The following is a 20,116-nucleotide window of genomic DNA, read 5'->3' as shown; positions in this document are numbered from 1 at the left end:
GGGCAAGGTCTCCTGACTCATCGTGCCGACACATCCAGGTGCTCACGCAGATGTCGGAGCGTGCGGATCATATACTTTTCGACCATGTTCTTGGTCAAACCCATGCGCTCGGCGATCTCGGCCTGGCTCAGGCCTTCGATCTTCTGCCAGATGAACACCCGGCGGCAGTTGACGGGTAGCTCGGCCAGCGCCCGTTCGACGCTGTCGGCCAGCTCCAGGGCATGCACGTAGGCTTCCGGGTCGCTGGCACCGCTGGCGCCCTCCTCGAAGGCTTCCAGCTCCAGGGCCTGGCGCCGGTCTTCGCGGCGAAAACCGTCAACCGCGATGTTGCGCGCGGTCTGATGCAGATAGGCACGCGGCTGCTCGACCTGCTCGCGCGGATTTTCCAGTACCCGGACAAACGCGTCGTGGGTGAGGTCCTCGGCCTGCTGTCGACTGCGCAGCTTGCGCGTCCAGGTGCCGATCAGCTCGTGGTAGTGGTCGAGAAAGCCTTTGTGTCCGGACACGGTCAGGGTCGTCAGGGAGGCGGATAAGGGTGCGAATAGTAATGTTTCTCATCAATAGGGGCAAATCCGCCGATCGGTAACAAAAAATTTATGGCGAATTTCATGCACCGAAGTGCCAGCTTGCGTGGCCATAAATATGAACACTTGATGCCGCATCGCGGATGAATCCGCTCCTACAGAAAACCGGAAAAGCCCGTAGGAGCGGATTCATCCGCGATGGCCTCCCTGCGGTCCATTCCACAATTTTTTACGCTTGAAACATCCCAGGGAACGTCTGCCGGTCACACGAGTCGGTTATTCAAACGATGGGGCGTCAATCAACGCCGATCACCCCCGGATTGCCTGTTGATTCTGCATTCTTCACGCCCTAAAGTGCGCGCCGAACGTCCATGCTGGAAACGATCCATCCGGCTCAAGTACTGAGTAGGCGAACCAAAGTGGGGATACGGAGGACGTTCAGTTGCAGCCACTTACTTTTTCAGTTTGCCCATGGAGTCCCTGAGCATGTCGATCCAGGTCGAAGACTATTTCGCGCGCGACACTTTCCAGAAAATGAAGGCATTCGCCGACAAACAGGAAACCCCGTTCGTACTCATCGATACCCAGATGATCAGCCAGGCCTATGACGACCTGCGCGCCGGGTTCGAGTTCGCCAAGGTCTATTACGCGGTCAAGGCCAACCCGGCCGTCGAGATCATCGACCTGCTGAAAGAGAAAGGCTCGAGCTTCGACATCGCCTCGATCTACGAGCTGGACAAGGTCATGGACCGCGGCGTCAGCGCCGACCGCATCAGCTACGGCAACACCATCAAGAAGTCCAAGGACATCCGCTACTTCTATGAGAAGGGCGTGCGCCTGTATGCCACCGACTCGGAAGCCGACCTGCGCAACATCGCCAAGGCCGCACCGGGCTCGAAGGTCTATGTGCGTATCCTCACCGAAGGCTCCACCACTGCTGACTGGCCGCTGTCGCGCAAGTTCGGCTGCCAGACCGACATGGCCATGGACCTGCTGATCCTCGCCCGTGACCTGGGCCTGGTGCCATACGGCATTTCCTTCCACGTAGGCTCGCAGCAGCGCGACATCAGCGTGTGGGACGCGGCCATCGCCAAGGTCAAGGTGATCTTCGAGCGCCTGAAGGAAGAAGACGGCATCGAGCTGAAGCTGATCAACATGGGTGGCGGCTTCCCGGCCAACTACATCACCCGCACCAACAGCCTCGAAACCTACGCCGAAGAGATCATCCGCTTCCTCAAGGAAGACTTCGGTGACGAGCTGCCGGAAATCATTCTGGAGCCTGGCCGTTCGCTGATCGCCAACGCCGGTATCCTGGTCAGCGAAGTGGTGCTGGTGGCGCGCAAGTCGCGCACCGCGGTCGAGCGCTGGATCTACACCGACGTGGGCAAGTTCTCCGGCCTGATCGAAACCATGGACGAAGCCATCAAGTTCCCGATCTGGACCGAGAAGAAAGGCGAAGCCGAAGAAGTGGTCATCGCCGGCCCGACCTGCGACAGCGCCGACATCATGTACGAGAACTACAAGTACGGCCTGCCGCTGAACCTGGCGATCGGCGACCGCCTGTACTGGCTGTCGACCGGTGCCTACACCACCAGCTACAGCGCGGTGGAATTCAACGGCTTCCCGCCGCTGAAGGCTTACTACCTGTAATGCAAGACGGGGCCGAAAGGCCCCGTTTTGTTTTGTCTGTACCGGCCCTATCGCCGGCAAGCCGGCTCCCACAGGTACTGCACAAGGCGTTCCCTGTGGGAGCCGGCTTGCCGGCGATAGGGCCAGTACAATCACCTCAAGTCTCGCGTTGTTCCAACTCTTCGGCATACCGCGCCGCAAAGGCCATCAACATCGGCCCCGCCCGCTGCAGGGTCACCAACGCACTGCGCAGAAAGTTCAGGTTCCCCTCGACCCGCGCCCGCTCCAGCCAAGGCCCCGCCTCGGCGACCTGCCCACGCTCGGCCAGCACCATCGCCAGGCTGAACATCCCGCGAAAATCCCCCGCCTCGGCCGAGCGCCGATACCAGCGCACCGCCCGTACCGGGCTCGGGGCCGTGGCGATACCCTGCTCCAGATACCGCCCGTACAGATTCATCGACTTGGCATGGCCCAATTGCGCGGCCTTCTCGTAACAGAGCAACGCCTGGGCCTGGTTAGCAGGCACCCCACGCCCCGTGGCCAACAGGTTGCCCAGGTTGTAAAGGCCCCAGTCCAGGCCAGCGTCGGCCGCATGCGCATAATGGATGGCGGCCTGCGACAAATCCTGATCTCCACCCCAGCCATGCTCCAGGCAACGCCCAAGCATGTTGTGCGCCATGGCACTGCCTCCCTGTGCGGCGATGCTGAACCAGCGCCGGGCCACGCCCTCATCCGCTTCGATACCGCGCCCGTCGAGCAAAATCTGCCCAAGCAACGACTGCGCCTCGACCACGCCCTCCCCCGCCGCCGCAAGGATCGCCTGGGCAGCCTGGCCTGGGCTGTGTTCGAGCATTGCTCGCAGGCCAGCCACATTTACCTCTTCTTCACGTCGCAACTGGTAGGACACGGCTCAGACCTCGGCCCAGCGGCGTAGCAGGTTGTGGTAAGTGCCGGTCAACTGCAGCAACGACGGGTGATCCGGCACATCGGCGGTCAATTGCTGGATGGCATTGTCCATCTCGAACAGCAACGCCCGCTGGCTGTCCTCGCGCACCAGGCTCTGGGTCCAGAAGAACGCCGCATAACGCACGCCGCGAGTCACCGGGTTGACCTTGTGCAAACTCGTGCCGGGGTACAGCACCAGGTCGCCGGCGGCCAGCTTGATCTGCTGAATGCCGTAGGTGTCCTGGATCACCAGCTCGCCACCGTCGTAGCTGTCCGGGTCGCTGAGAAACAACGTCGAGGACAGGTCGGTGCGCACCCGCTCCGGGCTGCCCTTGGGCTGGCGCAGGGCGTTGTCGATGTGGAAGCCGAAGTTGCCACCTTCGCGGTAGCAGTTGATCAACGGCGGGAACACCTTGTGCGGCAGCGCGGCCGACATGAAGCGCGGGGTTTGCCACAGCCGGTCGATCAGCGCACTGCCGATTTCCTTGGCCAACGCATGCCCTTCCGGCAGTTGCAGGTTGTGCTTGGCCTTGGCCGACTGGTAACCGGCGGTGACCTTGCCGTCCGCCCAGTCGGCTTGCTCCAGGGCCTCGCGGATGCGGGCGAGTTCGTCGTTGTCGAACAGACCGGGAATGTGAAGCAGCATGGCGACGGCACCGTCAGAAAGTGTAAAGGCGCCAATGATATTGATTCCCTTTTACGCCGCACAAGCCCTTTCGGCGCTTAAGACGTTTCAGCCTACCCAAAACGTAAAGAGAATTTGTAAAGATTGTAAATTAATAGCGAATGGTAACGACTCTCAATTGCTAGTTACAATCGCTTACACTATGATCCGCGGCCTTCACACCTTGGGGAAGGTCCATAACAATGCGTAACGTACCATCTGCAGTGAGTTCACCACGCCTGCTCGTGTCCGCCATTGGCGTCGCACTCAGCGCCTCCGGCGCCTATGCCGCCGACCCGGCCGCCAACAGCGCGATCACCCTCGACGCCACCAGCGTCAATGGCAAGGCTGAACAGGCCAGCACCGACTACAAAGTCGAGAAAGCCTCCTCGCAGAAGTACACCGCACCCTTGGTGGACACCCCGCGCTCGATCACCGTGATCCCGCAGCAGGTGATCAAGGACACCAACGCCCTGACCCTGCAGGACGCCCTGCGCACCGTGCCAGGCATCACCTTCGGCGCCGGCGAAGGCGGCAACCCGCAAGGCGACCGCCCGTTCATCCGAGGCTTCGACGCTCAGGGCGACACCTACCTGGACGGCGTGCGCGACACCGGCGCGCAAACCCGTGAAATCTTCGCCATCGAATCGGTCGAAGTGGCCAAGGGCCCGAACTCGGCCATCGGTGGCCGCGGCGCCGCAGGCGGCACCATCAACCTGGTGAGCAAGCGCGCCCACCTGGGCAACTCGCTGGACGGTGCCTGGACCTGGGGCAGCGACCAGACCCAGCGCTACACCTTCGATGGCAACTACCAGTTCAGCGACACCGTTGCCGGTCGTCTCAACCTGATGACCCACGAAAGCAACGTCGCCGGCCGTGACAAGGTCAACTACGACCGCTGGGGTATCGCCCCGTCCCTGGCCTTCGGCCTCGGCACCCCGACCCGCGTCAACCTTGACTACTACCACCTGGAAAGCGACGACCTGCCGGATTCGGGTATTCCGTACACCATCCCGACTGGCGGCAGCGGCGCGCGCACCTCGGCGCACCCGAGCAAGCCCAACGACGGCGGCGACAGCGACAACTTCTACGGCCTGACCGATCGCGACTTCCGCAAGACCCGCGTGGACATCGCCACCTTCGCCATCGAGCACGACCTGACCGACGCGCTGACCATCAAGAACACCCTGCGTCACGGCAACAGCATGCAGGATTACATCCTGACCCAGCCGGACGACAGCAAGGGCAACGTCAACAATGGCAGCGTCTGGCGCCGGGCCAACACCCGTGTGGGCAACACGTCCACCACCACCAACCAGACCGACCTGTTCGGCGAGTTCTACCTGGGCGGGCTGAAGAACAGCTTCTCCACCGGTATCGAGCTGAGCCGTGAAGAGAGCAAGCGTTCGTCGTACACCGTTAACACCGACACCACGCCGGGCACCCCAGGCAACGCCAGCAACAACTGCACCCCAGGCATGATCGGCGCCAACAGCGGCTACAACTGCACCTCGCTGGGCAACCCAAACCCGGACGATCCGTGGAACGGCAGCATCGCACGCAACTACGCGGGCACCGATACCAAGAGCAACACCCGCGCCCTCTACGTGTTCGACACCCTGGAGCTGTCGCCTGACTGGCTGCTGAACATGGGCCTGCGCTACGACCACTTCGACACCCAGTACCGTAGCTACGATGCTTCCGGCGCGACCGTGGTGAACACCAAAGGCGTCGTCGCCAAGGGCAAGGACACCAGCGAGTTCGTGACCGGCCAGCTGGGACTGGTGTGGAAACCCGCAGACAACGGCAGCATCTACGTCTCCTACGCCACCTCCGCGACGCCACCGGGCGCAATGCTGGGCGAAGGCACGGAAGGCAACCCGCTGGGCAACACCACCGACCGCAACGGCAACCTCCTGAGCAGCGACATGGAGCCAGAGGAAACCACCAACTACGAGATCGGCACCAAGTGGGACCTGCTGGACCAGCGCCTGTCCCTGACCGCTGCGCTGTTCCGCACCGAGAAGGAAAATGCCCGCGTCCAGGTAGACACCGACAGCTACGAAAACGTCGGCGAAACCCGCGTACAGGGCGTCGAGCTGTCGGCCAGCGGCAAGATCACCGACAAGTGGCAGGTGTTCGCCGGCTACACCTACATGGAAGCCCGTCAGATCGACGGCGGCCCGCTGGGCAAGGCCAACGACGGCAACCAGCTGCCGAACACGCCGAACAACAGCGCCAGCGTGTGGACCACTTACTCGATCACGCCGAAGCTGACCATCGGTGGCGGCGCGTTCTACGTGGATGATGTGTACGGCAGCGTGGCCAACACCACCATGGTCGACAGCTACGTGCGCTACGACGCCATGGCCGCCTACAAGCTGACCAAGAACGTCGACCTGCAGCTGAACGTGCAGAACCTGACCAACGAGGTCTACTACGACAAGGCATTCTCCACCCACTTCGCCAACCAGGCGGCCGGGCGGACCACCATGCTGACCACCGCCGTCCACTTCTAAAGCAGCACCCCCAAGCCCCGTTCATTCCCATGAGCGGGGCTTTTGCGTACCAAGGCATAATGCACCCCGCGTAACGCGCGGCAGCAAGACAAGGTGATCGATGTGGTGAAGAAGACGCTGTTCCAATTGCACTGGTTCTTTGGCATCACCGCTGGCCTGGTGCTGGCCTTGATGGGCATCACCGGGGCGCTCTACTCGTTCCAGGAAGAACTGCTGCGGGCGTTCAACCCGGATGTGCTGAAGGTAGAAGTGCGCCCCGAAGGCGTGCTGCCGCCCGCCGAACTGGTGCGCCGGGTCGAGGCCGAGCAAGGGGACAAGATATCGATGCTGTGGGTCGATATCCGCGAGGGCAATGCCGCTCGCATCTTCTTCACCCCTGCCCCCGGCGAACGCCGGGGCGAGCTGCGCTACGCCGACCCGTATACCGGCGAGCTCAAGGGTGAAGTCGCCGGGCAGGGCTTCTTCAACCTGATGCTGCAACTGCACCGCTTCCTGGCCATGGGCGACAGCGGCCGGCAGATCACCGGCGCCTGCACCCTGATGCTGATTTTCTTCTGCCTCTCCGGGCTGTACCTGCGCTGGCCGCGCAAGGCGCTGAACTGGCGCACCTGGCTGACCTTCGACTGGGCCAAGAAGGGCCGTGCCTTCAATTGGGACCTGCACGCGGTGGCCGGCACCTGGTGCCTGCTGTTCTACCTGCTGTTCGCGCTCACTGGCCTGTTCTGGTCCTACGAGTGGTACCGCGAAGGCTTGAACAAGCTGCTGGGCGATGCGCCCGCCGCCGGCCAGCAGCAAAAACGCGGTGAAGGCCGTGGCCGTCACGGGCCACAGAAAGTCGACAAGAACGCGCCGCCGCGGGTGGTCGACTATGACGCCATCTGGGCCACCCTGAAGGATGCCGCAGGGCCCGGCCTTGCCACCTACAACCTGCGCTTGCCGCCAGTGGGCGGCCAGCCGGCCAACCTGTTCTATCTGCAAGACAACGCGGCGCACCCTCGCGCCTTCAACACCCTGGTACTCGACCCGGCCACCGGCCAGGTGAAAAGCCACGACCGCTACACCGACAAATCCTTCAAGGCCCAGCTGCTGCAGAGCGTCTACGCCCTGCACGTCGGCGAGTACTTCGGGCTGCCGGGGCGCATCATCGTCACCCTCGCCAGCCTGACCATGCCGCTGTTCTTCGTCACCGGCTGGCTGCTGTACCTCGACCGCCGCCGCAAGAAGCGCCAGGTGCGCGCCGCCCGTGGCAACGTCGACAGCGCCAACGCCGGCGCCGACAGCTGGCTGATCGGTTTCGCCAGCCAGAGCGGTTTGGCCGAGCAACTGGCCTGGCAAAGCGCCGGGCAACTGCAGGCCGCCGGCTTGCCAGTACAAGTGCGCGCCCTGGCCGAGTTGGGCGAAGACGACCTGCGCCAGGCGCGTCGCGCAGTGTTCGTGGTCAGCACCTTTGGCGACGGTGAAGCGCCCGACAGCGCGCGGGCCTTCGAACGCAAGGTACTGGGCCAGCCCTGGGCGCTGAACAACCTCAGCTATGCCTTGCTTGCCCTGGGTGACCGCCAGTACCCGCACTTCTGCGGCTTTGCCCGGCGCCTGCAGGCCTGGCTTGGCGAGCGCGGGGCCAGCAGTGCGTTCAGCGCCGTGGAAGTGGACAACGCCGACCCGACGGCACTGCAACACTGGCAGCAAGCCCTGGCACACCTTACCGGAGCCAAGCCGATCGCCCCCTGGCAGGCGCCGAGCTTCGGCAGCTGGAACCTGGTACGCCGCGAGCTGCTCAACCCGGGCAGCCAGGGCCAGCCGGTGTACATGATCGGCTTGCACCCGGAACAACCTGCCAGCTGGGAGGCCGGTGACCTGGTGGAAGTCCTGCCACTCAACGGCCAGCCACGGATCGATGCGTTTCTCAGCGGCATGGCGTTGGATGCCAACGCCAAAGTACAGCTGGACGGCTTGCAGGAAACCCTCGCCCAGGCGCTGTCTGGCCGCCAGTTGCCGGCACGCCGTGACCACCTGGTGGGCATGCAGCCGCAAGCGCTGGTCGATGCACTGGTGCCCATCGGCAGCCGTGAATACTCCATCGCCTCGATCGCCAGCGATGGCGTGCTGGAGCTGATCGTGCGCCAGGAGCGCCACAGCGACGGCAACCTGGGCCTGGGTTCTGGTTGGCTGACCGAGTATCTGCCGCAAGGCGGCACGCTGAGCCTGCGGGTACGCCGCAACAGCGGCTTCCACCTGCCGGAAGCTGCAGCGCCGGTGATCCTGATCGGCAACGGAACGGGCCTGGCAGGCCTGCGCAGCTTGCTCAAGGCGCGGATCAATGCCGGTGAACAGCGCAACTGGCTGCTGTTCGGTGAACGCAACCGGGCACATGACTTGCTGTGTGGCGAAGAGCTGCAGGGTTGGCTGGATAGCGGCGACCTGGCGCGGCTGGACCTGGCGTTTTCGCGGGATCAGGCTGAGAAGGTGTATGTGCAGGATGTGTTGCTGCAGCAGGCCGATGAGTTCAAGCGCTGGGTGGCCGAAGGGGCCTGTGTGTATGTCTGCGGCAGCCTGCAGGGGATGGCGGCGGGGGTGGATGCGGCGCTGATCGGTATTCTTGGAGAAGCAGCAGTACAGCAGCTGATCGAGGATGGGCGGTATCGGCGGGATGTGTACTGATCGTCAAGTGATGTGGTCAGTTCAGGCCCAATCGCCGGCAAGCCGGCTCCCACAGGTACATCACAAGGCCCAGACCTGTGCTGTACCTGGGCTCCACAGGACAGCACAGGGCCTGAGACCTGTGCTGTACCTGGGCTCCACAGGACAGCACAAGGCCTGAGACCTGTGCTGTACCTGGGCTCCACAGGACAGCACAAGGCCTGAGACCTGTGCAGTACCTGTGGGAGCCGGCTTGCCGGCGATAGGGCCGGCCCTGACTCAGTTCAGCTCGAAGGTATCGGCATCCAGGTTGGCCGGGAAGCGCGTGCGGTAGGCCGCCAGCTCCGCCGCACTCAACACCGCCGTGAACACCCCGTCCGCCTCCCCTGCACTCAGCAGGCTCTCGCCCTGGAAGTCCAGCACCTGGCTGTCGCCGGAATAGGCAAAGCCCTTGCCATCGGTGCCCACCCGGTTCACCGCCGCCACGTAGCACAGGTTCTCGATGCCCCGTGCGGGCAACAGACGGTTCCAGTGCTGGCGACGCGCTGCCGGCCAGTTGGCGGTGTACAGCAGCAGGTCGGTGTCCTGGGCATCACGGCTCCACACCGGGAAGCGCAGGTCGTAGCAGATCAGCGGGCGCACCCGCCAACCGTTGATCTCGAACTGCACCTGGCGCTCGCCCGGGGTGAAGTGCTTGTGCTCGCCGGCCATGCGGAACAGGTGGCGCTTGTCGTAGTGCAGGATCTCGCCGTCTGGCCGCGCCCACAGCAGGCGATTGCGGTGGCTGCCATCGGCGGCCTGGACGATGACGCTGCCGGTAATCACCGCGCCGATCCGCTTGGCCTGTGCCTTGAGCCACTTGTAGGTCGGGCCGTTCTCAGGCTCGGCCAGGCGCTCGGACTCCATGGAAAACCCAGTGGTGAACATCTCCGGCAGGATCACCAGGTCGACATCGCCAGCCTGGTCCAGCAACACCTCGAAGTGCGCGTAGTTGGCTTCGCGGTCGTGCCAGGCCAGGGTGGTCTGGACCAGGGCGATTCTCAGATTGGGCAGTGCACTCAGATCGCGCATAGTTTTTCCGCTGCCTGACGCAGCGTCTCCTCACGTTTGGCAAAGCACAGGCGTACCAGGCGTTGCTCGGGGATAGGTTGCTGGTAGAACACCGATACCGGAATGGTCGCGACACCGTGCTCACGGGTGAGCCACATGGCCATGTCGACGTCGTTCAAGTCCGGACGGATCTGCGAATAGTCCACCAGTTGGAAATAGGTACCCGCCGTGCGGGTAAAGCGTAGCCGCGAGCCTTCGAGCAGGTCGCAGAACAGGTCACGCTTGGCCTGGTAGAAGGCCGGCAGTTCATCGATGTGCTCGGGGTGCTCGGCCATGAAGTCGGCCAGTGCGCACTGCAGCGGCGTCACGCCGCAGAAGTTGACGTACTGGTGCACCTTGCGCAGTTCTGCGCTCAAGGCCGGCGGCGCAATCACATAGCCGGTCTTCCAGCCCGTGACGTGATACGTCTTGCCGAACGAGCTGATCACGAACGCGCGCTGGTAAAGCGCTTCGTGGGCCAGCACGCTGGCATGGCGCACGCCGTCGTAGACCAAGTGCTCGTAGACTTCGTCGCTGACCACGTAAATGTCGCGGTCGGCGATCAGCTGGGCCAGTTGGTCCAGGTCTTCCCGCGTGACCAGTGCCCCGCTGGGGTTGTGCGGCGAGTTGAGAATGACCATGCGCGTGCGCGGGCTCAGGGCATCGCTGAACTTCTGCCAGTCGATACGGAAGTCACTGGCGCTGAGCTGTACGTGCACGCAACGGCCGCCCGCCAGCGTCACGGAAGGCTCGTAGCTGTCGTAACAAGGGTCGAAGACAATGACCTCGTCACCGGCCTGGATGACCGCCTGGATGGCACAGAAGATCGCTTCGGTGGCACCCGGGGTGATGGTCACTTCCTGGTCGACATCGACTTTGGCGCCGTACAGACGTTCGACCTTGGCGGCCACCTGCTGGCGCAAGGCCGGCAGACCGGTCATCGGTGCGTACTGGTTATGCCCGGCGGCGACATGGCGGCCGACTGCATCGAGCAGTGACTGCGGGCCATTGAAGTCGGGAAACCCCTGGGAGAGGTTGAGCGCACCGGTTTGCACGGCGAGCTGAGACATGGTGGTGAAGATGGTCGTGCCGACATTCGGCAGTTTGCTGCGGATCATGGAGCCCTCTTTCCTGGGGTGTATCCGGCACGGGGTGGAAACCGAGCATAGCGGATCGAGCAGTCAGGAAAAAGGCAGAAACAATGGGGGGATTGCGCTGGATCAAAAGGCCCTATCGCCGGCAAGCCGGCTCCCACAGGGGCTCCACCGCTCTTGAGCTCAGTGGGTTACCTGTGGGAGCTGGCTTGCCGGCGATGAATCCAGCCCGGTATCAGCGCTTGTCGCGGCGCTTCTTCTCGGCCTTCTTGTGGTGCGACATCAAGCGGCGCTTCTTGTTGACCTGGCGATCGGTGAGGGTGTTCTTCTTGCCCTCGTACGGGTTCTCACCGCCCTTGTATTCGATACGGATCGGCGTACCGACCAGCTTGAGCACGCGGCGGTAGGTGTTTTCCAGGTAACGCGAGTACGACTTGGGAATCTTCTCGGTCTGGTTGCCGTGGATCACGATCAGCGGCGGGTTGGCCCCACCCAGGTGGGCATAGCGCAGCTTGATCCGGCGACCATTGACCAGCGGCGGCTGGTGCTCGCTGACTGCATCTTCGAGGATCTGCGTCAGGCGGCTGGTCGGCCAGCGGGTCACCGCCGACTTGAACGCGGCCTGCACCGACTTGTACAGGTGGCCCACGCCAGTGCCGTGCAGCGCCGAGATGAAGTGGATGTCGGCGAAGTCGACGAAGAACAGCCGGCGCTCCAACTCGGTCTTCACGTAGTCGCGCTCACCCGACTCCATGCCGTCCCACTTGTTCAGGGCGATGACGATGGCACGGCCGGCTTCGAGGGCGAAGCCCAGCAGGTTGAGGTCGTGGTCGACCACACCTTCGCGGGCATCCATGACGAAGATCACCACGTTGGCGTCCTTGATCGCCTGCAGCGTCTTCACCACCGAGAACTTTTCGACTTCCTCATGGATCTTGCCGCGCTTGCGCACCCCGGCAGTGTCGATGAAGGTGTACTTCTCGTCATCACGCTCGAACGGGATGTAGATACTGTCACGGGTGGTGCCCGGCTGGTCATAGACCACCACGCGCTCTTCGCCGAGCATGCGGTTGACCAGGGTCGACTTGCCGACGTTCGGGCGACCGATGATGGCGATCTTGATGCCATCCTTCTCGCTCGGGCCTGGAATGCGGACCGCTTCTTCGCCTTCGGCGACTTCCTGGTCAAGGGCTTCTTCCTCGGCATCACGAGGAATATGACCCAGTACCGACTCCATCAGCTGGTTGATACCACGGCCCTGGGAGCCGGCCACCGGAATGGCGTTGCCCATGCCCAGCGGCGAGAACTCGGCGCGGGCGACGTCGGCATCGATGTTGTCGATCTTGTTGGCGACCAGGATTGCCGACTTGTTGCGCTTGCGCAGGTGCTCGGCAATCATCTGGTCGGCAGCGGTCATGCCGGCGCGGGCGTCGACCAGGAACAGCACATAGTCGGCTTCTTCGATGGCCATCAGCGACTGCTCGGCCATCTTCTCGTCCATGCCCACTTCGTCACCGGTGATACCACCGGTGTCGATCAGGATGTACGAACGACCCTGCCAGCTGGCATCACCATACTGGCGGTCACGGGTCAGACCCGAGAGGTCACCGACGATGGCATCGCGGGTCTTGGTCAGGCGGTTGAACATGGTGGATTTGCCGACGTTCGGCCGGCCCACCAGGGCGATTACGGGAACCATGCGGCTCTCCACTCTTGAATTCTTGAAAATGCAAAGGCCGCTGCAAGGCAGCGGCCGGAGTTCGGGCGGCGTTTCCTACGCCGCAACTCAAGACCCATAGCGGTCTTGAGCATAGCTTCAGCGCAGCGTCAGTGCCTCGAGCTTGCCGCTGTTGCCAAAGACGTAGATGGTGTCGCCGACCACCAGGGGTCGGGCACGCAAGCCATCGCTGTCGATACGTTCACGGCCGACGAAACGGCCATCGACCTGGCTGAGCAGGTGCAGGTAACCCTCGAAATCACCTACTGCCACGTAGCTGGAATAAACCTCTGGTGCCGACAACTGACGGCGAGCCATCGAGTCGTTGGTCCACAGGGCGCTGGAAGAGCGCTCGTCGACGCTCTCGACAGTCCCCGAGGCTTGGCTGACGTAGACGTTGCCAAAGCCTTGGGCGACACCCACGTAGCTGGAAGCATCACGCTGCCAGAGCACGCGGCCGCTTTCCAGGTCCAGGCCCGCGACGCGGCCCTGATAGGTGCTGACGTACAGGGTACCACCCGACAGCAGCAGACCGCCGTCGATATCGACCACGCGGTCCAGCTCGGAACGACCTTGCGGGATGGCCACACGGCTCTCCCACACCGGCACGCCGTTGTTGATGTCCACTGCGACCACCTTGCCGGTGGACAGGCCGGCGACGGCCAGGCGGTTGGTCGCGATCGGTGCACCGGTACCACGCAGGGTCAGTACGGCCGGGGTGTTCTCGTAGATCCAGCGGCGGTCGCCAGTGGCGGCATCCAGGCCGATCAGGCGGTCGTCCTGGGTCTGCACCACCACAACGTCACCGTTGTTGGCAGGCGGCGCCAGCACTTCACTGGTCACACGCGCTTTCCAGCGCTCCTCACCGGTGCTGGAGTCCAGGGCAATCACTTCACCCTTGAGGGTGCCGAGCATGACCAGGCCATAACCGACACCGACTGCGCCGGAAACCGGCTTGTCCAGGTCCTTCTTCCACACCACGTCACCGGTGTTGCGGTCGAGGGCGAAGACTTCGCCGTTGACGTCGGAGGCGTAGATACGGTCGTTTTCGATGGCCGGTACCAGGGTGTTGTACGTCTCGCCCTGGCCGTCACCGATCGAGCGGCTCCACTGCTTCTTCAGCACCACTTCTTCGGTGAACTTGGTCAGCTCGGCCGGAGGCAGTTCCTTCTTGCTGTTGCTGCTGCAACCTGCGGCCAGTACGGCCAGGGTCAGCACTGCTGCTTGTTTCCAACCGATCACGTCACGCGTCCCCTTTGGCCAGGTCGTCCAGCTTCAGTTGCAAGCCACCGACTGCGGCGTCATCGGACAGCGCGGCCTTGGCTTTTTCGTATGCGCTGTGGGCATCGTCGGCGCGACCCAGCTGTACCAGCAGGTCGCCCTTCAATTCTTCACGGCTGGCCAGGAACGCTTTGTCGGCGTCGCCGTCGAGCAGTTTCAGGGCGTCATCGGCCTTGTTCTGGGCGGCCAGCACGCGCGCCAGGCGCTGGCGTGCGATTTCGCCCAGGGTCACGTCGGCCGGCTTGTCCAGCACACCCTTGAGCTCGGCAGCGGCGTCGTCGAGCTTGCCGCTCTCGACCGCGACCTTGGCCACGAACAGGCTGCCGTACTGGGCGTAGGCGGTACCGCCGAACTCGCTCTTGAGCTTGCCGGCCAGTTCCGCGACCTTGGTCGCGTCAGGCTGGCCGCTCGGCGTCAGGCTGGTTTCCAGCAGGGCCTGGTACAGCTGCGAGGCGCCTTGCGACTGGTTGTTCTGGTACTTGTGCCAGGTATTCCAGCCCAGCACCACCACACCGGCCAGCAGCGCGCCGGTCAGCAGCGGCTTGCCGTTGCGGTTCCACCAGTCCTTGACCCCTGCCAGGTCATCATCATCGGTACTCGACACCCCAATACTCCTTTTCGCCTATTCGCTTGTTGAACCGCGTTACGCCTGTGCGATCGCGGTTTCCAGGTGCTCAGCCAGAGCATCCCAGGCAATGTGCTGTTGTTCGCCCTGACCACGCAGGGGCTTCAGGCCAATCTCTTGCTTGACCAGCTCGTCGTCGCCCAGAATCAGGGCGAACAGCGCGCCGCTCTTGTCGGCCTTCTTGAACTGGCTCTTGAAGCTGCCGCCACCGGCGTTGACTGCCAGACGCAGGCCCGGCAGGCGATCACGCAGGCCTTCAGACAGGCGCAGGCCGGCAATCTCGGCCTGCTCGCCGAAGGCGCACAGGTAGACGTCGATCTGACGGTTGATGGACTCCGGTACCTTCTCGAGGGTTTCCAGCAGCAGGATCAGTCGCTCGATACCCATGGCAAAACCCACGCCCGGGGTCGGCTTGCCGCCCATCTGCTCGACCAGGCCGTCATAGCGGCCACCGGCACAGACGGTGCCCTGGGCGCCGAGCTTGTCGGTGACCCACTCGAACACGGTCTTGCTGTAGTAGTCCAGGCCACGCACCAGCTTGGTGTTGATCACGAACGGGATACCGGCGGCGTCGAGGCGTGCCCTGAGGCCCTCGAAGTGCACACGGGAATCTTCGTCCAGGTAGTCTTCGAGCTTCGGCGCGCCGACCAGCACCGCCTGGGTGCCCTGGTCCTTGCTGTCGAGGATGCGCAGCGGGTTGCTCTTCAGGCGACGCTGGCTGTCTTCATCGAGCTGCTCCAGACGCGCCGAGAGGAACTCGACCAGCGCGTCGCGATAGCGGGCGCGGGCTTCGCTGGTGCCCAGGCTGTTCAGCTCGAGCTTGACCGCGTCCTGGATGCCCAGCAGGCCCCACAGGCGCCAGGTCAGCATGATCAGTTCGGCGTCGATGTCCGGACCGTCCAGGTTGAACACTTCCACGCCGATCTGGTGGAACTGACGGTAGCGGCCTTTCTGCGGGCGCTCGTGGCGGAACATCTGGCCGATGTACCAGAGTTTCTGCACCTGGCCGTTGCCGGTGATGCCGTGCTCAAGCACGGCACGTACGCAGGCAGCGGTGCCCTCGGGGCGCAGGGTCAGCGAATCGCCGTTGCGGTCCTCGAAGGTGTACATCTCTTTTTCGACGATGTCGGTGACTTCACCGATGGAGCGCTTGAACAGCTCGGTGAACTCGACGATCGGCGTGCGGATCTGGCTGTACCCGTAGGTGTCCAGCAGGCCGGCAACGGTGCTTTCAAAGTAGCGCCACAGCGGCGACTGCTCTGGCAGGATGTCGTTCATGCCACGGATGGCTTGCAGCGATTTGCTCACGAAAAGTCCTTACGAATCTGTGTGTCAGCTGCGGGCGATCAGCGCCGCGTCAGCCTCGACCTTTTCGGCCGCTTTCTGGCGGATGAGCTTTTCCAGCTCATCGACCAGGTTGTCATTGGTCAGCTTCTGCGCCGGCTTGCCATCGATGTAGATCAGGTTCGGCGTGCCGCCGGTCAGCCCCACGTGGGCTTCCTTGGCTTCGCCGGGGCCGTTGACCACGCAACCGATCACCGCCACGTCCAGCGGGACCAGCAGGTCTTCCAGGCGCCCTTCCAGCTCGTTCATGGTCTTGACCACATCGAAGTTCTGCCGCGAGCAGCTCGGGCAGGCGATGAAGTTGATGCCACGCGAACGCAGGTGCAGCGACTTGAGGATGTCGTAGCCGACCTTCACTTCTTCGACCGGGTCGGCGGCCAGCGAAATACGGATGGTATCGCCGATACCCTCGGCCAGCAGCATACCGAGGCCGACAGCGGATTTCACCGTCCCGGAGCGCAGGCCACCGGCTTCGGTGATGCCCAGGTGCAGCGGCTGGATGATCTGCTTGGCCAGCAGGCGGTAGGCTTCGACGGCCATGAACACGTCGGAGGCCTTGACGCTGACCTTGAAGTCCTGGAAGTCCAGACGGTCGAGGTGCTCGACATGGCGCAAGGCAGACTCGACCAGCGCGGCCGGGGTCGGCTCGCCGTACTTCTTCTGCAGGTCTTTTTCCAGGGAACCGGCGTTGACGCCGATACGGATCGGGATACCCCGGTCACGGGCGGCATCGACCACCGCGCGCACACGGTCTTCACGGCCGATGTTGCCCGGGTTGATGCGCAGGCAGTCGACACCCAGCTCGGCCACGCGCAAGGCGATCTTGTAGTCGAAGTGGATATCGGCGACCAGCGGCACGCTGACCAACTGCTTGATCTTGCCGAACGCCTCGGCGGCGTCCATGTCGGGCACCGAAACGCGCACGATGTCGACGCCGGCGTCGACCAGGCGCTGGATCTGCGCCACGGTGGCCGCGACATCGTTGGTGTCGGTGTTGGTCATGCTCTGCACCGCGATGGGGGCATCGCCACCCACCGGCACATTGCCGACCCAGATTTTGCGGGATTCGCGACGTTTGATCGGAGATTCGCCGTGCATGACTTACTGTCCCAACTTCAGGCGAGCGGTCTCGCCACTGGTGAACGGAGCAACATCGACGGCCTGACCGTTGTAGCTGACCTGGGCGCCGCGGGCAAAGCCCAGGCGCACCGCGAACGGCGGTTTGCCGGTCAGTTCGAGGTTGTCACCCTTGCGCTTGACGGCGCTGAACAGCACCTTGCCGTTGCCATCGGTGACCTGGGTCCAGCAATCGGCGATGAACTGGATGGCGACCTTGGCGCTGCCGGCCGGTACGGCGGCGGGCGCTGCGGCGGCTACAGCCGGCACGCTGGCCACGGGTGCTACAGGTGCGGTGGGCGCTGCAGGGGCGGCCGGCACAGCCGGAGCCGATACTGCAGGCGTCGACGCTGCGGGTGCTTGCTGAACCGGCGCCGGGGCAGGTACCGCAGGCGCAGCTTCGGCGGTAGTCTCGGTGACCTGCTCGGCCGGGGCCTGCTCCAACGGCAGCGGTGCGCTCTCAGCCTGCTGGCCGGCGCTCACGGCCTGGTCTTCAGGCTCGTCCAGCGGGTGAATCTGGGTGGTGCCGTCAGCGCTCTCGACCTCGACGTGTTCCAGGGCGATCTTGGCCAGGTCCTTGCCACGCAGGCTGCCCTGGTCTTGCCACCAGATGAAGCTGCCGCCAACGACAGCAACCAGCAGCAACAGGCTGACACCGCGCAGGATGTTATGCGACAGGCGCACCGGTTCCTCGATACGGCCAAGCGAATGCACTTCGCTGCCCTTGGCATGGGTACCGGTGTACTGGTCGAAGGCCTCGACCAGCGGTGCCTGGTCCAGGTCCATGAGTTTGGCGTAGGCGCGAATGTAGCCACGGGCGAAAGTGTGACCTGGCAGCTTGTCGAAGGCGCCGGTTTCCACGTGGTTCAGCGAACTTACGGTGAGGTTGAGCTTGCGGGCCACCTCGGCTTGCGACCACTCCCGTTTTTCGCGGGCCTGGCGCAACAGCTCACCGGGGTTCTGGCCGGTCGCTGCTGCTACTTCGGGATGCGCGGCTTTCATCGTTGCTCCGACAGGTATTGCTGATATTCCGGCGTACCGGGATAAAGTCGTTGTAATTGCTGGCCCATCTCGGCCAGTGTGCCCTGCTCGTCGAACACCCGGGCAAGACGGCTGCCCAGCAGGAGGCTGCGGGCGCTGTGGTCGCTCAACTGGCTGAAACGATCGTAGTAGTCCCGGGCCGGCACATAATGCCTGTTTTCGTAGGACAACTCAGCCATTTCCAGCAGCGCCCTGGGCTGCCGCTGGTTGAGTTGCAGGGCCTTGGACAGATACGCAGTGGCCTGGTCGCGATTGTCCAGCTTCAGCGCCGTCAGGCCAAGGTTCTCGTATACCCGCGAACGTTCAGGATACAGGCTATCGGCGCTGGCCAGGCGAAACATCTGCTCGGCTTCGGCAAAACGTTGCTGAGCATATAGGAAACTGCCGTAGTTGTTGCGAATTCGCGTATCGCCCGGGCGCGTTTCCAACGCTTTTTTGAAGTGGCCCTCAGCCAGCGCGGGTTCGCCTTCGGCCTGAAACACCAGCGCCAAAGCCGCGTGGGCATCAGCGTCACTGGCATTCAGAGCCAGGGCCTTGCCCAGGGGGACCTTGGCCTGTTCGGTCAAACCTTGTTGCAAATAGCCCAGCCCAAGCTGTACGTAGGCCTGCCCTGCCTGCGCCCTGCCCTGGCGGTTGGCCAGGGGGTCGTTCGCGCCGCCCGACACGCAGCCGGCCAGCAGCAAAAGCGCGAGGATCGACAGCGCGGCGCGCAGGCTCATGGCGAGGGCCGGTCTCAGTGGCGCACGGCGCTGTCTGAAAGCTCAGCGTCGGCAGAGAGCTGACGTACCGCGATGTAGCGCTCGCTGCGGCGGGTACGGTCGTTGACCTGGCCGACCAGCTGACCACAGGCGGCGTCGATGTCCTCGCCACGGGTGGTACGGGTGGTGACGTTGAAGCCACCGTGGTGCAGCAGGTCCTGGAAGCGGCGGATAGCATTGTTGCTAGGCCGCTCGTAACCCGAATGAGGGAACGGGTTGAACGGGATCAGGTTGATCTTGCACGGTACGTCGCGCAGCAGTTCGATCATCTGCGCAGCATGCTCAGGCTGGTCGTTGACGTCCTTGAGCAGGGTGTACTCGACGGTCAGCACGCGCTTGCCACCGAGGGTGGCCATGTAGCCCATGCAGGACTCCAGCAACACCTTGAGCGGGTACTTCTTGTTGATCGGGACCAGCTGGTTGCGCAGTTCGTCGTTCGGGGCGTGCAGCGACAGGGCCAGCGACACGTCGATGTGCTTGGCCAGTTCGTCGATCATCGGCACCACGCCCGAGGTGGACAGGGTGACGCGACGCTTGGAAATGCCATAGCCCAGATCATCCATCATGATCTTCATGGCGGCGATGACATTGTCGAAATTCAGCAGTGGCTCGCCCATGCCCATCATCACCACGTTGGTAATCGCGCGGTCGATCTTGGCCGGGACGGTGCCGAAGGATTTGTTCGCAAGCCACACCTGGCCGATCACTTCAGCGGCGGTGAGGTTGCTGTTGAAGCCTTGCTTGCCGGTGGAGCAGAAACTGCAGTCCAGGGCGCAGCCGGCTTGCGACGAGACGCACAGGGTGCCGCGGTCGTCGGTCGGGATGTAGACGGTTTCGACGCAGCTGCCGGAGGCAACGCGGATCACCCACTTGCGGGTGCCGTCGGCGGAAATGTCTTCACTGACCACTTCCGGAGGGCGAATTTCGGCAACAGCCTCGAGCTTTTCGCGCAAGGCCTTGCCGACGTTCGTCATGGCGGCGAAATCATCGACGCCAAAATGGTGAATCCATTTCATCACCTGGCCGGCACGGAAGCGCTTCTCCCCGATAGAGTCGAAGAATTTTTCCATTTCCGGCTGGGTCAGACCCAACAGGTTGATTTTGCCAGTAGATGTCGTCATGGATTCACCCTC

16 protein-coding genes are annotated in these 20,116 nt (G+C 63.4%); 3 read left to right on the top strand and 13 right to left on the bottom strand.

The genetic code is table 11. The features are described from left to right. Positions 1–17: 17 nt before the first annotated feature. The gene (locus ACIPZB_RS04180) at positions 18–506 is read right to left on the bottom strand and encodes an RNA polymerase sigma factor (protein ID WP_400639105.1); all 489 of its coding nucleotides are present in this window, start codon (positions 504–506) and stop codon (positions 18–20) included. 504 nt (positions 507–1,010) lie between these two features. On the opposite strand from ACIPZB_RS04180, the gene ACIPZB_RS04175 reads away from it, so the two are divergent. Further along, positions 1,011–2,174: a type III PLP-dependent enzyme gene (locus ACIPZB_RS04175; protein WP_012270610.1), complete on the top strand. Its 1,164-nt coding sequence runs from the start codon at positions 1,011–1,013 to the stop codon at positions 2,172–2,174. 136 nt (positions 2,175–2,310) lie between these two features. Here the strand turns inward: ACIPZB_RS04175 and ACIPZB_RS04170 are convergent, their stop codons facing one another. Continuing rightward, the gene (locus tag ACIPZB_RS04170; protein ID WP_400639104.1) at positions 2,311–3,060 is read right to left on the bottom strand and encodes a tetratricopeptide repeat protein; all 750 of its coding nucleotides are present in this window, start codon (positions 3,058–3,060) and stop codon (positions 2,311–2,313) included. Between the two features lie 3 nt (positions 3,061–3,063). Beyond that, positions 3,064–3,744, bottom strand: coding sequence for a Fe2+-dependent dioxygenase (locus ACIPZB_RS04165; protein ID WP_400639103.1), 681 nt, complete (start codon positions 3,742–3,744; stop codon positions 3,064–3,066). A gap of 221 nt (positions 3,745–3,965) precedes the next feature. On the opposite strand from ACIPZB_RS04165, the gene ACIPZB_RS04160 reads away from it, so the two are divergent. Together ACIPZB_RS04160 and ACIPZB_RS04155 are read left to right on the top strand one after the other, a co-directional pair. Further along, positions 3,966–6,281: a TonB-dependent receptor gene (locus ACIPZB_RS04160; RefSeq protein WP_400639102.1), complete on the top strand. Its 2,316-nt coding sequence runs from the start codon at positions 3,966–3,968 to the stop codon at positions 6,279–6,281. 102 nt (positions 6,282–6,383) lie between these two features. Beyond that, positions 6,384–8,939, top strand: a complete 2,556-nt coding sequence (locus ACIPZB_RS04155; RefSeq protein ID WP_400639101.1) for a PepSY domain-containing protein — start codon at positions 6,384–6,386, stop codon at positions 8,937–8,939. Positions 8,940–9,197: 258 nt separating this feature from the next. On the opposite strand, the gene ACIPZB_RS04150 is transcribed toward ACIPZB_RS04155, so the two are convergent. The 10 genes from ACIPZB_RS04150 to rlmN form a co-directional block, all read right to left on the bottom strand. Beyond that, a complete protein-coding gene (locus ACIPZB_RS04150) occupies positions 9,198–9,989 on the bottom strand; it encodes an amidohydrolase (RefSeq protein ID WP_400639100.1) in 792 nt (263 codons plus the stop codon). After that, positions 9,977–11,125 carry a pyridoxal phosphate-dependent aminotransferase gene (locus ACIPZB_RS04145; protein ID WP_400639099.1) on the bottom strand — a complete coding sequence of 383 codons (1,149 nt, stop codon included), beginning with the start codon at positions 11,123–11,125 and terminating at the stop codon, positions 9,977–9,979. Before ACIPZB_RS04145 ends, ACIPZB_RS04150 begins: the two co-directional genes overlap by 13 nt. 211 nt (positions 11,126–11,336) lie before the next feature. Continuing rightward, on the bottom strand, positions 11,337–12,800 hold the full coding sequence (gene der / locus ACIPZB_RS04140; protein ID WP_400639098.1) for a ribosome biogenesis GTPase Der: 1,464 nt from the start codon (positions 12,798–12,800) through the stop codon (positions 11,337–11,339). 117 nt (positions 12,801–12,917) lie between these two features. Beyond that, complete coding sequence (bamB, locus tag ACIPZB_RS04135) at positions 12,918–14,060, bottom strand: outer membrane protein assembly factor BamB (protein WP_400639097.1); 1,143 nt, start codon at positions 14,058–14,060, stop codon at positions 12,918–12,920. 1 nt (position 14,061) lies between these two features. Beyond that, positions 14,062–14,703, bottom strand: a complete 642-nt coding sequence (locus ACIPZB_RS04130; protein ID WP_008092554.1) for a tetratricopeptide repeat protein — start codon at positions 14,701–14,703, stop codon at positions 14,062–14,064. Between the two features lie 39 nt (positions 14,704–14,742). Further along, positions 14,743–16,032 (bottom strand): histidine--tRNA ligase, encoded by a 1,290-nt coding sequence (gene hisS, locus ACIPZB_RS04125; protein WP_400639096.1) that lies wholly within the window; start codon positions 16,030–16,032, stop codon positions 14,743–14,745. Positions 16,033–16,056: 24 nt separating this feature from the next. Beyond that, positions 16,057–17,166: a flavodoxin-dependent (E)-4-hydroxy-3-methylbut-2-enyl-diphosphate synthase gene (ispG, locus tag ACIPZB_RS04120; protein ID WP_008092556.1), complete on the bottom strand. Its 1,110-nt coding sequence runs from the start codon at positions 17,164–17,166 to the stop codon at positions 16,057–16,059. 3 nt (positions 17,167–17,169) lie between these two features. After that, positions 17,170–18,186, bottom strand: coding sequence for a RodZ domain-containing protein (locus ACIPZB_RS04115; protein WP_400639095.1), 1,017 nt, complete (start codon positions 18,184–18,186; stop codon positions 17,170–17,172). Beyond that, entirely contained in the window at positions 18,183–18,944 is a 762-nt protein-coding gene (gene pilW, locus ACIPZB_RS04110) for a type IV pilus biogenesis/stability protein PilW (protein WP_400639094.1), read from the bottom strand. The genes ACIPZB_RS04115 and pilW overlap by 4 nt, the downstream gene beginning before the upstream one ends. A 14-nt stretch (positions 18,945–18,958) precedes the next feature. Further along, the gene (gene rlmN / locus ACIPZB_RS04105) at positions 18,959–20,104 is read right to left on the bottom strand and encodes a 23S rRNA (adenine(2503)-C(2))-methyltransferase RlmN (RefSeq protein WP_008092559.1); all 1,146 of its coding nucleotides are present in this window, start codon (positions 20,102–20,104) and stop codon (positions 18,959–18,961) included. Positions 20,105–20,116: the final 12 nt, after the last annotated feature.

Source organism: Pseudomonas sp. NPDC089396 (assembly GCF_044749545.1).
Lineage (GTDB): Bacteria > Pseudomonadota > Gammaproteobacteria > Pseudomonadales > Pseudomonadaceae > Aquipseudomonas.
Note: the sequence above shows the minus strand (reverse complement) of the source record. Positions and strands in the feature narration are given on the sequence as shown.

What these genes read in the sequence shown, in the direction of transcription:
- ACIPZB_RS04175 (WP_012270610.1), top strand. Translation starts at nt 1,011, where the DNA reads ATGTCGATCCAGGTCGAAGACTATTTCGCGCGCGACACTTTCCAGAAA.
- ispG (WP_008092556.1), bottom strand. Translation starts at nt 17,166, where the DNA reads ATGCACGGCGAATCTCCGATCAAACGTCGCGAATCCCGCAAAATCTGG.
- ACIPZB_RS04115 (WP_400639095.1), bottom strand. Translation starts at nt 18,186, where the DNA reads ATGAAAGCCGCGCATCCCGAAGTAGCAGCAGCGACCGGCCAGAACCCC.
- der (WP_400639098.1), bottom strand. Translation starts at nt 12,800, where the DNA reads ATGGTTCCCGTAATCGCCCTGGTGGGCCGGCCGAACGTCGGCAAATCC.
- rlmN (WP_008092559.1), bottom strand. Translation starts at nt 20,104, where the DNA reads ATGACGACATCTACTGGCAAAATCAACCTGTTGGGTCTGACCCAGCCG.
- ACIPZB_RS04150 (WP_400639100.1), bottom strand. Translation starts at nt 9,989, where the DNA reads ATGCGCGATCTGAGTGCACTGCCCAATCTGAGAATCGCCCTGGTCCAG.
- pilW (WP_400639094.1), bottom strand. Translation starts at nt 18,944, where the DNA reads ATGAGCCTGCGCGCCGCGCTGTCGATCCTCGCGCTTTTGCTGCTGGCC.
- ACIPZB_RS04160 (WP_400639102.1), top strand. Translation starts at nt 3,966, where the DNA reads ATGCGTAACGTACCATCTGCAGTGAGTTCACCACGCCTGCTCGTGTCC.
- ACIPZB_RS04145 (WP_400639099.1), bottom strand. Translation starts at nt 11,125, where the DNA reads ATGATCCGCAGCAAACTGCCGAATGTCGGCACGACCATCTTCACCACC.
- ACIPZB_RS04165 (WP_400639103.1), bottom strand. Translation starts at nt 3,744, where the DNA reads ATGCTGCTTCACATTCCCGGTCTGTTCGACAACGACGAACTCGCCCGC.